The sequence below is a fragment of the Paenibacillus germinis genome (genome assembly GCF_013141785.1).
Lineage (GTDB): Bacteria > Bacillota > Bacilli > Paenibacillales > NBRC-103111 > Paenibacillus_E > Paenibacillus_E phytorum.
The window spans coordinates 191,805-206,798 of the sequence record NZ_WHOC01000028.1; the positions used below are offsets into that span (position 1 = coordinate 191,805).

The following is a 14,994-nucleotide window of genomic DNA, read 5'->3' on the forward strand; positions in this document are numbered from 1 at the left end:
CTTCGAGAATAATTGGGTGCCGCTTTATTACCCCTTAAACGCAACGAATTCGGAATTATACCTGTTGTCGCTACATCATATAGTAGGGAGGAGGGAGTGGTTAGTATGAATTTTGGAACTTTCATCCAAGCGGCACGCATTCGAGAATGTGATCATGCACGGCGGTTGCTTATTACGTTTGAGCAATGGGAACAGGAGGCGCGCAGGCTTCTTGATGCGCGATCTTTTTCATATGCGGCAAGTGGCGCCGGCGAGGGATCTACAATATGGGCAAACCAGGAATCGTTCCAGCGTTGGCGAATTGTTCCAAGGATATTGAGAGACGTAGCTGATCGAGATCTTTCGGTAAAGCTTTTCGGGCAGACTTTCCCATTCCCGATTGGACTCGCTCCAATCGGAAGACAAGCGATGTTTCACGTGCAGGGTGAGGTGGCATCTGCGAGGGCGACAGCGATTTTGGGCATTCCGTTTATTCAAAGCATGGTCTCTACGTATTCTTTGGAAGAAGTCGCCGTCTCTCAGGCCTGCAGGTGGTTTCATTTGTTTATCGGTCACGATCGTGATGTGTTGAAAAGTATGGTACTGCGTGCAGAAAGAGCTGGGTTTTCCGCCATTGTCCCCACGCTTGACCGACCGGAGGAAGGGTGGAGAGCCCAGAATTTATCGTTGTGCGTTTCCCCATTTATGTTCCATTACGGGCTTGGAAATTTCATCTCGGACCCGATCGTAAGGCAAAAATACGGCCACTCACTAACACCTCAAACAATCCAATACATGACAACCAATCCACATATCTCTGTCGAGGACTTTCGCTATTTACGCTCTATCACGGAACTTCCAATTATTGTGAAAGGGGTCCTTCATTCGGAGGACGCCAAAATGTTGATAAATTACGGTGCAGACGGAATTATCGTATCCAACCATGGTGGACGACATTTGGACGGAGCTATCGCGGCATTGGAGGCGCTACCTTCCATAGTGAATGTGGTTGGGGAACGCGTTCCCGTTATGTTCGACAGCGGTATCCGGTGCGGGGCGGATATCTTTAAAGCTCTGGCCTTAGGGGCAAAGATGGTATTTATCGGACGCCCATACCTCTATGGTCTGACTATCGCTGGCGAAACAGGCGTTCGACATGTCATTGAAAATATAGTGGCTGACTTTGATTTGAATCTCGGAATGGCCGGTTTAAAAAAATTAAGCGAGCTGCTTCCGGGCACATTATCCAAGCAATAGATAGCCCGCGCTCAAGCTTAGGGCCAAATATCTATAAAATGGCCGTGCCACTCCTTTAAACAAATTAATAACCTAGATTAAGTTATTAATTGAAGGAGGGGTATTTCTTGTGAGCACGTGTAGACCTTCGCCATCATTTCATTTCGCTTATGTCACGAACTACAACGATGATACCGTGTCGGTGATTGATACCCGAACAAGAAAGGTCAAGGCAACAATCAAGACAGGTAGAGGACCTTTTGAGATTGCTGTTACACCCGATGGGAAGTATGCTTACGTTGTCAATAAACGTGATAACACCGCTCAAGTAATCAAAAGAAAAACAAATACAATTATCCGAACCATCCGGGTTGGAAAAAGTCCATCGGATGTAGGTACATCGCGAAAGTTCGTCTATGTTACGAATTCGGCTGATAATACGGTTTCAGTAATATGTATAAAGAAACAAAGAGTCGTTGAAACGATAAAGGTCGGAAAAAGACCGATAGGAGTAACCATTACGCCTCAGAAGAAGGGTATAAGAACTTTAGGTTTTGTAAGTAATCACGACAGCAATACGATTTCTATTTTCGATGTGAAACACAATAGGGTTATAGACACGATAAAAGCCGGCGTTGGCCCGGATCAAATTGCTTTCACGGCGAACAGCAAATTAGCTTATGTCACCACGAATGATAATGTTTTGGTTATAGGGATTCATAGCCGAAGGATTCTAAAAAAGATTAAAGTAGGAGTTAAACCAATCGGTGTAGCCATAACCCCTAACAACAAATTTGCCTACGTTGGTAATGAAGGGGATAACACAGTTTCCGTCATAAAGCTTTTAAATAACAAGGTGATAGCTACCATACCGGTGGGGATCAAACCCGGCATTGTAGCCATTACACAAAATAGTAAATATGCCTATGTTGCCAATTTTGGAGAAAATACAGTTTCTGTTATAAGAATCAGGGATAATAAGGTTATTGATACGATAACAGTAGGGAATGCAGCATCTGGGCTTGCTATTATCCCTTTATAGAAGTTGTTGAGTATCGTGCTGGGGAAACGTATCGGGGCACCTCTGGCGGGAACGAACGCGCAGGGTGCCCCGATTTTTCTTAATCTCTTCCAGATCGGCTTCCTCTAACGGGTACCGCCGGAATATCTTTCGTATGCAGCTTTATAGATGGACAAGTATTGGTCTAAGCCCATTTTTTGTACATTCGCTACATACTTGTCCCAGTCGTCGAAGGATGCTGTGCCGTTGATAAGGTTAGCCTCGGTCTCGGTGATGAACTTGTGAATGTCGGCACCCTTGGAGCTCATAAATGCTGTTTCCTCTTCCGTATAGTTAAAGCTGTACCACATCTCTTTAATAAGGTTTTTGGACGCTTTCTTACCCGCATCGACGGATTCCGGCAGGCTTTCAGAGCCTTTAAAATATTTCTCCTGTACATATCCCGGATAACTGCCTCCAGGCCAGGTTGTGAATTTGGCTACCGCCTGATCTAGGGTCAGTCCGTTTGGATTATTTTTCACTTCGTCGGTAAACTCCAGCTTACCGTCAGGCTTTTGCGTATAGGTGACATCCTTTTGTCCCATAAAGTAGAAGGTAGCCCCTTCATCTCCATAGAAATGATCCATCCAGCGGAGTGTAGCTTCCGGATTTTTGTTTTTATCCGTAATGACGAAGGCCCCTGGCCATGCGATAGGATTTTTCACAGATACAAATAACTGATCCCCGTGAGGACCTTTAAGCGCACCAAGTCCTACATAGCCCTTCTGGTTCATGACCGCTTGGGGATGAGGGACGAATGCCGCTCCCAGCAGACCTTTCTCGCCTTTGGCATAAAGCGCCGTATCCTTCAACGTGAAGATCTCTTTATCAATTAGTCCCTCCGAATATAGCTTGTTCATATACTGCAGCACTTCTTTATACTTTGGATCGGTCCGGTAGAATCTCAGATTGTTGGAAGCCGGATCCACGTCCACGTACGGATGGGCGACGGCTCCCCTGTTGCCGAATCCCCAGCCACCGCCGATGTAGCGTTGTATCGTTTGAATGCCGAACATACCGCTTAACGGGACCTCGTCCTTCTGACCGTTGCCGTTCATGTCCGAATCTTTTACAGCCTTCAAATAATTGTAAAATTCCTCTGTGGTTTCAGGTTCTTTCATATTAAGCTTATCCAGCCAGTTCTTGTTGATCCATAGCGGTGTGCCGATCAGCATAGGCAAAAATTCGGGACTATATATGGAAGGAAGGGAGTAGATGCCGCCGTCCGGCATCGTCAATCCCTTTTTCAGATCAGGATACTTGTCCAAAAGCTTCTTAAAATTAGGGGCATTCTTCTCGATCAGATCATTCAGCTTGAGGAAGACGCCTTGGCTGCCATACTTCATCAGGTCCGCGACAGGCACCCTCGCTGAATAGAAGGCATCGGGATAATCTCCGCTTGCCAGCGCTAGATTTCGTTTCTCGGTAAGACTTTCAAAAGGAACCAGTTGGAATTCTGCGTCAATGTTGGACATCTTGGCATACTCTTTCCAAACTGTCGTATCCTCAAATTTGTTACCGTTTTGCGGTGATTTGCCCGTAAACAATTTGAGCTTAAGCTTCTCATTCACAATAGGAAAACCGGTGGCATTAAGATTCCGCGATGCTTTTTCATCCGATTTGGCGGTGTTTCCTTTATCTTCCGTGACTCCGCAGCCGCTCATCACTCCAAGTGTAAGTACGACGGACAGCGCCAAGGCTGTCGTTTTGATTGTTTTCATAATTAATAGACCTCCGTTATAATTTTTATCCTTTGAGGGCGCCGACCATCACGCCTTTGTTAAAATATTTTTGCAGGAACGGATATAAAATGAGAATGGGCAGATTCGCTACAATTACAATAGCATACTTGATGGATTCCACGTCGAGCACGGAACTGGACAGAGACCCTTCAGATACGTCAACCATCAAATAGATCAGCGCATTGAAGTAAGCATTCCAGTGCCCCACACTATAAAAGAGTACCATAACTGCCAAGATGGGCGCCGATAGGGGAAGCACAATTCTCCATAAAATTCTTAGATTCGAGCAGCCGTCAATGGCAGCAGCCTCCTGAAGCTCAAAGGGCAGCCCGCTTTGAAAAAAGGTGCGCATCAGCATAATGTTCCATACGGAAACTGCGCCTGGAAGAACCATGACCCAGTAGGTATTCAACAACCCGAGCTGTTTGATTAACAGATAGGTCGGGATCAGTCCGCCGCTGAAGAACATTGTAAACACCATGAAGCCCGAGATCCAATGTCTACCCATAAAATTCCGCCGTGACAGAGGAAAAGCAGCTGCTACAGTAAGTGCAACATTGATGGCTGTTCCGCTCACCGTATACAGAATCGTTTTGCCGTAGCCCTGCATGATCTCCTTGTTCTGAAACAGCTTCTCATAGCCCCTCCAGGATAGGTCCTTCGGCCAAAGCCAGACGTCTCCGTTCAGTACCAGCTGTGGGCTGCTGAAGGAGGCAATCAGCACAAAATACAATGGCGTTAACCACAACCAGCATTACAAAATTTATCAACGAGTTAAACAGGCCGACTGCCGCTGAGAAACCATATTCCGCTCCGAGAATCCCGCTCCGGTACACATGCGTGGAAATCACGTCGGAGGCCTGCATATTCAGTGAGTTTTGCAGCAAATAAATTTTCTCGAATCCGACGCCGAGCACCGTACCCATATTCAGAATGAGTAAAATAATGATGGTGGGCCTCAGACCCGGCAAATTAATATGCCAGATACGCCGAAGTCTGCTGGCACCGTCCATTTGTGCGGATTCGTGCAGATGGGGATCGATGCCTGCCAAGGCAGCGAGATATATGATGGAATTCCAGCCCATTTGCTGCCATACGCCGGAAGTAACGTACATGCTTTTGAACCAGCCCGGATTTGTCAAAAAGGCAATCGGTTTAAAGCCCATCCAAACAAGAACATGATTAACAAGACCGTTTTCCTGCGAAAGGAAGATCATCATTAACCCAACTACGATTACGGTAGAGAGAAAATGAGGGGCATACAGGATGGTTTGAATCCATTTCTGGAATTTTTTCCGCCCGATCTCATTTACCATCAGCGCCAATAATATAGGTACAGGGAATCCTGCGGCTATCTGATAAACCCCGATGGACAAGGTATTGGTAAGAATTCTCCCAAAATAGAAGCTTTCAATAAATCGTTTTCAAGGTTGATCATAGTTGGTGGCCGGTAGAAAAGAAATTGACTCTTTTTTAGACAATAGACCTTTTCTTTGATTTCCGCAGCGGGAGAAATGGGTTAAGTCCTTACGGTACATGGTATGATGAGGTCTTACCAGAGGATGATAAGGTTTTGTAAATGTGTTGATTGTTGCTTTTACGACCTGCTAGCATGAGTATAGGAGATTTAGAGGATAGGGAGGGGCATCATGGAACTCTTGAATCAGAAGAGCAAATCGTTTCTTGTCCGAATATTTATCAGCTTTTTGACCATCATTATGTTGTTATCCGTCTTTAATTTTGTACTATTTTCTTTTTTTCAGCAGAATATCAAGCAGGAGATCATTCGTTCCAATGAGCATAAGCTGACTCAGGCTGCGGAGAATTACAATAGTCATTTTAACCGCCTGAGAACCGTACTGTTCCAGATGTATCACGACAATACGATTACCAAATTTAACGGGCAGTTGATTTCGGGCGAAAACGGAAACGCCAATTATTTTCTGGTCGTCGATATGGTGCGAAAGCTGAGGGAAACTGCCGGTAATCCGTTATTTTACTTAGATAATCTTATGGTGCTATACCGCTCGAATCTGTTTATGGCGGACAAGGAAGGCAGCAGCACGGAAGTCGCCCTGGATTCCCTAACGAACTTTCATGCGCCATACGACCTGTCTTATTGGGAGAAGGAATTTGAGCGTCCAAGGAACTATTACATGCATCCAGCGCAGGAATACCCGCTCGATCACTTTAGTAAGGAAAACAAAACTTACATTCCATTCTCATTTAAGCTGCCCAATGCGAATTACGAATTAATCGCTATGCTGGACGCAGACAAGCTGAACCAGACACTGCTGGGCGATGTGCCGTTTATCATTCAAACCGAGGAGGGAGAGAATCTCTATCGTTCAAATTCCTCTGCGTCCATAGAAGAAATTCCCGTCTTCGCTGCAGGCGAATCGTACAAACTATTCCAAAACCGATATTTCTTTATCCATGAGGACTCGGAAAATCACCTTCGTTACATGACGGCTGTTCCTTATGCTAATATCGCAGCACAAATCTCCAAGCTTAGGGTTACTCAGATCGTCGTTCTGTTTACTTCCATAGCAATCGCTCTGGGCATGTCTTACTGGTTCAGCCGTCGTCTTCAGTCACCTGTGAAACGTATTATCGCCTCCCTGCAGCATCCGGAAGGACAACATCTGCGGATGGAATCCGCCATTCATGAGTTTGAAACGATCAGCAATCACATTGACAAGCTGTCGAAGGAACGGACAAGGATTCATGACGAGTTGAAAAACAGTAACTCGCTGCTGACCAATTACGGTTATATCGCTAAGCTGAAATCTCTTCATGTGGGCATTTCGGAGTGGCGCGAATTTGTCCAGGCGGAGGGGCCCTTCTCTCTGATTCTGTATCAGCTGAATGCAAGAAGTATGGAAAGGCTAAGCGAGGATATAAAACGTTATATCCGGGAATACATTGAAATCGTCCTCTCCGAGTATGAGCTGAATGCCTATACGTTCCAAATCGAGAACGATCAGATCATCTCTGTCGTTTTCCGGCAGGATAAAACGGACCGGATGACGGAAGCACTTCAGCAGGTCAAGGAAACACTGGATAAAGACCGTCAAACCTGTCTGATTATGATGGCAGTCAGCTCTGTTTTCGAACAAAGCGCCCAGCTGAACACGGCCTATGAGCAGGTGTCAGGAATGATTAAGCAGGCCCGTCCGCTGGATGAAACGCAAATAATCGTTAAGCAGGAGCCCGATGTATTCTTATTTGTTTTTACCAAGGAACAGGAGCAGGAATTGTACGCTCATCTTCAAGCCGGCAATGAAAAATTGTGTCTCCATGCCTTACATCGTATGCTTGAAGCGATGGAGCGAAGCCAGGCGACATTGGCCCAGTTTCGCCAATTCAGTGAGGCATGGGCTTCTCGTATCGTGAAAACATTGGAGCAAAATAGAGCGGATAACGCAGTGAGAGACCAGGTCGTAAGACTGCGTAAGGAATTGGATATCAGTTTTACCTTGACGGAGTTTAAGCAAATCTTTGACACGCTTGTTCCTATCTATGCAGATTGGGTGCGCTTGAAGAAGGAGGAGAAAGACGAAGTTATCGAATTTGTGATGAAAACCATGGAGACCCAATATTCGGAGGACATTTCATTAGATCAGATCGCGGAGAAACTGGACTTGTCCAGTGCTTACTTGTCTGTATACATAAAAGAGAAGACGGGGGCGAATTTCAGCGAGCATATGAATCGGATGCGGATTCAGAAGGCAAAGGAGTTGCTTGTCGGTTCCAGTCTCAGCATTCAGAACATCGGGGAACAAATCGGCTACCGCAACGGCACCTCGTTCATAAGGATGTTCAAGAAAATAACCGGAGAAACGCCCGGTGAGTTCCGGCGCTGCCAGACGGTTTAAATTTATATTTGTTTTTGCATCGTTAGGCTGCTGCAAAAGGGAAGAAGTTATGAATAAGACTGCAGTGGCGGCATGCGTTCTCCGAAATGGAGGTTGATCCTACGGGCGTGGACATTGTCTACGCCCTTTTTCCGTTACCTTGCCTATCTATATCGACAAAATCTAAGAAAAACGGAGAACGGCTCTTTCGCCAATAATGATTTGTTATTTTCATTTTATGGAAATACCTTTAGAGATAAAGGCCTGTAGTATAAAGAGTTGTAATTGTATTAGCAATCTCTTCAACAGAATTATGATGTTCATTTCGAACAATTTCCCAAAGATACATTTCATTTGTAAAAAACCAGCCTCGTGCAACAAGCTCATGCTTTAGTTTAGCTTTAGCTAGCCCATTTTGCTGTGAATAGGCAATGTCCACGGAGATTCGATGAATAAACTTTTCACGAATGGCTTTCCATTTATCCGAAATAACAGATGATACCCCAATGGCCTGCTCGAAGATTTGCATCATATTACGTTCTGCTTCTGCCATTTTTAAAAAATCATAGGTTTGTTTTTGAATGATTTGCTCTGCTTCGTCTTTCGATTTTGGGAAGAAAGAGATCTCGGCAATTTCATAAAATTGCGCCATGACATTCTCCATTAATACGCATAAAAGATCCTCTTTTCCTTCAAAATGAACATAGGCTGTTCCGTACCCAATGCTTGCTTTTTTGATCATTTGAGAAATCGTCGCTTTTTGAAAACCTTCTTCTAAAAATACTTCCTTTGCAGCTTCTAGTAACTTTTGACGTGTCACTGCTGAGCGTAAATGTCGTTTATCCCCTATTTTATCATTACTCATTACAATTCCTCCCCTAGTAATTATCTTCTAGGATATAAGGATTTCTCTGAAAAGGAAAGATTTGTTTAGATAAAATCGTCTGGATAATAATATTGACATCATGTCATATTCATTGATATGATGTCGCTAGAAAGAGTAAAGAGTAATTTTAAATAAAGAAGGGGATGATACGGTGCTTTCAAATTTCTTTCAACCTACATTAGATTTCGCAAAACAATTGGACACAGAGGATAACCTTTCGCGTTTTCGGGAAGAATTTTATTTACAGCCTGATTCCATCTATATGGATGGGAATTCATTGGGGCTGCTTTCGAGAAGAGCTGAACGTACACTTTTGGAATCTTTAGCCGATTGGAAAGAACATGGCATCGATGGATGGACACAAGGGATTCATCCATGGTTCACCTTATCGGAGAAATTAGGTGAGATGAGTGCACCGTTAGTTGGAGCTTTTCCTAATGAAGTTATTGTAACCGGTTCCACGACTGTAAATTTACATCAACTTGTAGCTACTTTTTATAAGCCTCAAGGGACACGCACCAAAATTTTGGCAGATGAACTAACGTTTCCATCTGATATTTATGCTCTTCAAAGCCAACTTCGCACCCATGGATACGATCCAGATACCCATCTCATCCGTGTGAAAAGCAGGGATGGCCGATTTTTAGAAGAAGACGATATGATCGAGGCTATGACCGATGACATTGCTTTGATCATCTTGCCTACCGTTCTGTATCGCAGCGGCCAAATATTGGACATGAAGCGATTAACGGCAGAAGCTCATAGAAGAGGCATTTTAATCGGATTTGACGGATGTCATTCGATCGGGGCGATCCCGCATTCGTTTAGCGAATGGGATGTTGACTTTGCGTATTGGTGCAATTACAAACATTTAAACGGCGGTCCTGGCGGTGTTGGCGGTTTATTTGTGAATCGCAAACATTTTGGAACTAGACCTGGATTGGCTGGATGGTTCGGTTCCAGAAAAGATAAACAATTCGACATGGAGCATAAGTTAACACCAGCTGAATCAGCGGGAGCCTATCAAATTGGAACGCCTCACGTATTAAGCCTTGCGCCTTTACTAGGATCTTTAGAAATTTTTGCAGAAGCCGGTATTGAAAATATTCGCCAAAAGTCTCTTCAAATCAATCAATATTTAATGAATTTAATTGAACATGAGTTAGCAGATTATGGGTTCATGATTGGAAGTCCCAGAGAAGACGTGCGTCGCGGAGGTCACGTGAGTCTTGAGCATGAAGAAGCTGCGCGCATTTGCAAGGCATTGAAAAAAAACGGTGTGATTCCGGATTTCCGAGCACCAAACATCATTCGTCTTGCTCCGGTTGCGCTGTATACTTCCTACGCAGAAGTTTGGGAAGTCATACAAATTCTCAAAAAAATCATGATAGAAGAACAATACAAATTATTTCATAATGAACGTGAAATCGTTGCATAGATAGCCTTTTTTAATGAAAAAGGGGGATGAAATATGATAAATAAAAAAACGCAATCGAATAATGGACTTGAACTAGAGAATGGGTTAAAGCGTGATTTAAAAACAAACCAGCTTACGATGATTGCAATGGGTTGTGCCATCGGGACGGGATTGTTTCTAGGCAGCGGGCTAGCCATTAAAACAGCAGGTCCAAGTGTATTGCTCAGTTATGGGATAGGCGCATTTATCGTGTTGCTGTTAATGGGATGTTTAGCGGAAATGACGGTTGCTCATCCTACTTCGGGATCTTTTGGAACGATTTCTGAAAAATACATCAATCCCATGGCAGGCTTTCTTGTTCGTTATTCGTATTGGATAGCCAATGTTCTTGCTATTGGGGTAGAAGTAAGTGCAATAGCTGTTTATATGAAATACTGGTTTCCGACTGTGCCGGAACTCGTATGGATTTTATTGTTTGCCACTTTACTAATTTATATAAATGCCAAGAGTGTTCATATATTTGGTACTGTTGAGTATTGGTTCTCTATGATAAAAATAAGTGCAATTGTCGGTTTCATTCTTCTTGGATCTTATATCCTATTTGGAACATCCGGACAGTCAAATATCGGACCCGGAAACTTAGTGAATGATGGAGGTTTTTTACCCTTTGGTTGGTGGGGCATGTGGGTTGCTATCTTTATTTCTTTATTCAGCTTTTTGGGTACAGAAATGATAGCGGTTACAGCTGGGGAGTCAAAAGACCCCGATGTAGCCGTACCAAAAGCATTGAAATCAACCGTATTTCGTTTGTCTACTTTCTATGTTTTGACAATTGGTATCATGCTAATGATTGTTCCATGGAAATCAGCGGGGATCGATAAAAGTCCATTCGTTAAAGTAATGGAAATCTTGAATATTCCAGGAGCATCTGGAATCATGAATTTTATCATTTTAACGGCTGCTTTATCGGCAATGAACAGTCAACTTTATGCTTCAACACGTATGATGTTTTCATTATCACGCGGTAATCATGCCCCTGCCTTTTTGGGGAAAATTAATAATAAAGGCGTTCCTGTTAGTAGCCTTGCTGTTTCTACACTTGGGATTTTTATAGCTGCAGCAATTAATGCGATACTCCCAGATTCATCCTATGCATTGATGATGGGAATTTCCATGTTCGGGGCTATATTCACTTGGCTTATGGTGTTCATTTCTCATTTATTTTTCAGAAGAAAGTGGGAGAAAATGGGTGGTCGCCAATTGCCGGTGAGAATGCTTGGTTTTCCATATTTAACGATTTTGGGAGCGGTTCTTCTACTTAGTTTAATGATTTCAACTTGGTTTACAGGTTTTAAAATTATGCTTCAATTCGGGATTCCATGGTTACTGTTTCTGTCTGCTGCTTATTTCGTTTGGAAAAAAAGGAACAATTAATCATCATGCAGTGCAGCAAACTGTTGAAATTCTCTTATCAGGAGAGGGGCGTTACAGAATGAATAATAATGAAGAAAACAAAAGTATGGGGCTCGAAAAAGAAATTCAAACCGATTTTAGCAAAGCGATGTCTTACGGAGATTATCTCCATCTGGATAAGATTTTATCTAGTCAACATAGATGTTCTGATCACCACGATGAAATGCTTTTTATCATTATTCATCAGGCGAGTGAGTTATGGATGAAGCTCATTTTACATGAGGTGAAAGCTTCTACCGAGAGTATACGCAATAACGATTTGGAACCATCATTTAAAATGTTGTCGCGCGTTTCGAGAATTCAGCAGCAATTGATACAGTCATGGAACGTCCTCGCCACGTTGACGCCGGCTGAATACATGGAGTTTAGGGATAAATTGGGCCAATCTTCCGGGTTCCAGTCTCATCAGAATCGTTTGATTGAATTTGCGCTAGGCAACAAGAATGTCCATACGTTATCCGTTTTTCAACATCAGATCGATCTATACGAGCAAATGCAGCAATCTCTTCATGAGCCAAGTATTTATGATGCGGCAATCAATGCTCTTGCGGTGCGTGGATTACCTATTGATCAAGAAGCTCTTCATAGGGATTGGTCGCAAAGCTATCAACCAAATGCCAGTGTAGAAGAGGCGTGGCTGACAGTTTACCGCAATGTCGATCAATATTGGGATTTATATGAGTTAGCAGAGAAACTAGTGGATATTGGAAGCCAGCAGCAATTATGGCGTTTTAATCATATGACTACAGTAGAAAGAATTATTGGTCATAAACAAGGAACAGGTGGTTCATCAGGTGTTACTTATTTAAAAAGAGCTCTGGACCAACACTTCTTCCCGGAACTATGGAGTCTAAGAGCGAAGCTATAAGTTCGTGTTTAAAAAGTCCGCTTTCAGAACCGAGAAGGTTGGACGATTTCCGGAGAAGGAGGAACGGAGCGTAGAGATTTGCTACGTGAGTACCGGACTTCCCGGATTCGTTCAAGATTCGATGCCGATTTTACTTCTAGAATGACTTCGTTATCAAAGTGGACTTTTTAAACAACCTCTATAAGAAGAAATCGGAAGAAACGGAGGCAAGATACTTGGGAACATGGATTGATATTTCACAGCCTCTAGACGAAAAGGTCGCAGTCTGGCCAGGAGACACACCCTTCTCATACAAAGTTAATTGGAGTAAAGAAGAGAGTGGGTCTGTCAATGTAGGCCAAATCACCATGAGTATACACACCGGTACTCATATTGATGCACCTTTTCATTTTGATAATGAGGGAAAAAGAGTAATTGAACTAGATCTCAATTTATATATTGGAAGTGCCCGTGTCGTCTATTTGCCAAACTATACATCCATCGGAGTGGGTGAAATATCCGGTATAGATCTAAACGGGATTACCCGTCTGTTAATTCGTACAGATGCATGGAAGGATCGGCGTGTGTTTCCACAAACAATTCCTCATCTCCAACCAGCATTAGCCGCTTATCTTTCGGAACTCGGTGTTCGTCTTATTGGGCTTGATTTGCCGTCCGTAGATCCATTAGATAGTAAAGAGCTTTTAGCCCATCATGAACTTGCCAGTCATGGCATTCACATCTTGGAAGGGCTTGTCTTAGATGATGTTTTACCAGGGGATTATGAATTGATAGCCCTCCCGCTACCATTAGTTGAAGCAGATGGAAGTCCGGTACGTGCCGTGTTGAAAAAATAGTAAATACGGTGAGCCTCTGGCGGTTAGTACAGGCGACTGAAAAATAACTAAAGCCCGTTTAAAGCCATTTCACAGGCTAAAAACGGGCTTTTGCCATTATAGAGAACTATTGCCAAGACTTTGGCAGAGCTCATCCGAGGAAGAGCTTTAGCACGATAGTTCAATGAACATCAGGAGAAGGCTATCGATAGCAATGGATCGGTAGCCTTCTCTACGAAGGGGCAGGATAGCGGAATAAAACGCTTGATACTATTGGGTAATTATGGTGTAATAAACACAAACACATGTTCTTTTTATGGCTTAACAAATTAGTCCAAGAAGGTCTTTAAGATTTACACGTCATTTGGCGGATCCGGAAGGATTCCGGCTGGTGGCACAGCAATTTCTATAGAAACTTAATGGGTGATTATAATGAAACTAGAAAGGTTAATATCGATTACTTATGCGCTTTTAAATAACGAAGTCATTTCTGCTTCAGAGCTTGCGAACAAATATCATGTATCCCAACGAACCATTTACCGTGATATAGAGGCTATTTGTGCGGCTGGAATCCCTGTTGTATCCTTTCAAGGCGTCAACGGCGGATATGGGATTATTAAAGAATATAAAATGGAGAAAAGTTTATTGCACGCAAACGACATTGAGTCATTAATCACGCTTCTTCACAGCACGGCAACGGTGTTTAAGGATGACCGAGCAACGGAGACTATGCATAGGCTTCAGACCATTCAAAGTGATAAGATGCCGAGCTTGACCATGGATCTTGGAAGCTGGCGAGCCAACAATGCAACTCTCCATACACTTCGAGCAGCCATTACGGCTCGCCATGTCATTCGATTTGAATACATGAATTCTAAGAATGAGAGAGCCAATAGGATAGTTGAACCAGTCAGCCTTCTGTTTAAATATTATTCTTGGTATTTACATGGGTACTGTAGGGCTCGTAACGATTATCGCGTATTTAAACTTACAAGAATGTTAGATTTGATTACTTTGCCTGAATTATACCAGCGTAGCCACCCAACACTTCTGCAAGATATTTCTTTGGACTATCAGAAAGAAGAAATCGTGGGTGCTGTTCTTCATTTCTCAGGCAGATCCTTGGCACATGCCCTGGATTGTTTTTACGCGGAGGATAAATATTTCAATGAAGATGGCACGCTTACGGTTACCATTATCAATCCTTCTGAAGTTGAATGGATAGTTGAAACGATTTTAAGTTTTGGTGAAGATGTGGAGGTTCTTGAACCACTCGCGTTAAGGCAATTGCTCAAAGATAAGATTGAAAAAATGTTAAATCGATATCTTCAAGTATGACAGACTGTTGTCATACTTTTTTTATTATAATGAGCTCAAAGAGAAGGCAAGTCAGCTTTTCAAGGAATTGGAGGTACAAACCATGCACAATTATCCTTATTTTTTTGAGGAAAAGATAAGAGAACATAATCAGGAGCTCAAAGAGATTGAAAGTAACGCTTGGAAGTGGGCTCGATTTGTCTCGAAGCAATCAAAACCCACTATTCTATCTGTCCTTTTGGCACTTATCGGACTGAAATGATGAACAGCACCGCCCCAAATCATATTTATACGGTTTGATACGTAGATTGAAGGGTTATGTTTGTGTCAATGAAGTTTGTTAA

Annotated in this window: 10 protein-coding genes and 2 pseudogenes; 8 read left to right on the plus strand and 4 right to left on the minus strand. The window is 43.1% G+C overall.

Annotated features, from left to right (window positions below):
* The first annotated feature begins 105 nt into the window (after positions 1-105).
* Both GC102_RS06640 and GC102_RS40275 read left to right on the plus strand, forming a co-directional pair.
* Positions 106-1,236: an alpha-hydroxy-acid oxidizing protein gene (locus tag GC102_RS06640; RefSeq protein WP_171688754.1), complete on the plus strand. Its 1,131-nt coding sequence runs from the start codon at positions 106-108 to the stop codon at positions 1,234-1,236.
* Between the two features lie 109 nt (positions 1,237-1,345).
* Positions 1,346-2,257, plus strand: coding sequence for a YVTN family beta-propeller repeat protein (locus GC102_RS40275; RefSeq protein ID WP_171688755.1), 912 nt, complete (start codon positions 1,346-1,348; stop codon positions 2,255-2,257).
* A 104-nt stretch (positions 2,258-2,361) separates the two neighbouring features.
* Here GC102_RS40275 and GC102_RS06650 read toward each other — a convergent pair whose 3' ends face one another.
* From GC102_RS06650 to GC102_RS06660, 3 genes and pseudogenes are all read right to left on the minus strand, one after another.
* Positions 2,362-3,996 (minus strand): type 2 periplasmic-binding domain-containing protein, encoded by a 1,635-nt coding sequence (locus GC102_RS06650; RefSeq protein ID WP_171688756.1) that lies wholly within the window; start codon positions 3,994-3,996, stop codon positions 2,362-2,364.
* 25 nt (positions 3,997-4,021) lie between these two features.
* Positions 4,022-4,759 (minus strand): annotated as a pseudogene (locus GC102_RS06655) (carbohydrate ABC transporter permease); the annotation flags it as partial.
* Positions 4,749-5,441 (minus strand): annotated as a pseudogene (locus GC102_RS06660) (ABC transporter permease); the annotation flags it as partial. The pseudogenes GC102_RS06655 and GC102_RS06660, both read right to left, overlap by 11 nt.
* 225 nt (positions 5,442-5,666) lie before the next feature.
* Here GC102_RS06660 and GC102_RS06665 point away from each other — a divergent pair.
* Positions 5,667-7,895 carry an AraC family transcriptional regulator gene (locus tag GC102_RS06665; RefSeq protein WP_171688758.1) on the plus strand — a complete coding sequence of 743 codons (2,229 nt, stop codon included), beginning with the start codon at positions 5,667-5,669 and terminating at the stop codon, positions 7,893-7,895.
* A gap of 229 nt (positions 7,896-8,124) precedes the next feature.
* Here the strand turns inward: GC102_RS06665 and GC102_RS06670 are convergent, their stop codons facing one another.
* Complete coding sequence (locus tag GC102_RS06670) at positions 8,125-8,739, minus strand: TetR/AcrR family transcriptional regulator (RefSeq protein ID WP_171688759.1); 615 nt, start codon at positions 8,737-8,739, stop codon at positions 8,125-8,127.
* A 217-nt stretch (positions 8,740-8,956) separates the two neighbouring features.
* On the opposite strand from GC102_RS06670, the gene kynU reads away from it, so the two are divergent.
* From kynU to GC102_RS06695, 5 genes are all read left to right on the plus strand, one after another.
* Positions 8,957-10,198 (plus strand): kynureninase, encoded by a 1,242-nt coding sequence (gene kynU / locus GC102_RS06675; RefSeq protein ID WP_216627970.1) that lies wholly within the window; start codon positions 8,957-8,959, stop codon positions 10,196-10,198.
* 33 nt (positions 10,199-10,231) lie between these two features.
* On the plus strand, positions 10,232-11,611 hold the full coding sequence (locus GC102_RS06680; protein ID WP_171688761.1) for an amino acid permease: 1,380 nt from the start codon (positions 10,232-10,234) through the stop codon (positions 11,609-11,611).
* Between the two features lie 58 nt (positions 11,612-11,669).
* Complete coding sequence (gene kynA / locus GC102_RS06685) at positions 11,670-12,518, plus strand: tryptophan 2,3-dioxygenase (protein ID WP_171649373.1); 849 nt, start codon at positions 11,670-11,672, stop codon at positions 12,516-12,518.
* Between the two features lie 215 nt (positions 12,519-12,733).
* Positions 12,734-13,354 carry an arylformamidase gene (gene kynB / locus GC102_RS06690; RefSeq protein ID WP_171688762.1) on the plus strand — a complete coding sequence of 207 codons (621 nt, stop codon included), beginning with the start codon at positions 12,734-12,736 and terminating at the stop codon, positions 13,352-13,354.
* A gap of 411 nt (positions 13,355-13,765) precedes the next feature.
* Positions 13,766-14,671 carry a helix-turn-helix transcriptional regulator gene (locus GC102_RS06695; RefSeq protein ID WP_171688763.1) on the plus strand — a complete coding sequence of 302 codons (906 nt, stop codon included), beginning with the start codon at positions 13,766-13,768 and terminating at the stop codon, positions 14,669-14,671.
* Positions 14,672-14,994 lie beyond the last annotated feature (323 nt).

Excerpts from the sequence above, each read along its gene's own strand:
- kynA (WP_171649373.1), top strand. The coding sequence starts at position 11,670 with ATGAATAATAATGAAGAAAACAAAAGTATGGGGCTCGAAAAAGAAATT.
- GC102_RS06695 (WP_171688763.1), top strand. The coding sequence starts at position 13,766 with ATGAAACTAGAAAGGTTAATATCGATTACTTATGCGCTTTTAAATAAC.
- GC102_RS06670 (WP_171688759.1), bottom strand. The coding sequence starts at position 8,739 with ATGAGTAATGATAAAATAGGGGATAAACGACATTTACGCTCAGCAGTG.
- GC102_RS06650 (WP_171688756.1), bottom strand. The coding sequence starts at position 3,996 with ATGAAAACAATCAAAACGACAGCCTTGGCGCTGTCCGTCGTACTTACA.
- GC102_RS06640 (WP_171688754.1), top strand. The coding sequence starts at position 106 with ATGAATTTTGGAACTTTCATCCAAGCGGCACGCATTCGAGAATGTGAT.
- GC102_RS06665 (WP_171688758.1), top strand. The coding sequence starts at position 5,667 with ATGGAACTCTTGAATCAGAAGAGCAAATCGTTTCTTGTCCGAATATTT.
- GC102_RS06680 (WP_171688761.1), top strand. The coding sequence starts at position 10,232 with ATGATAAATAAAAAAACGCAATCGAATAATGGACTTGAACTAGAGAAT.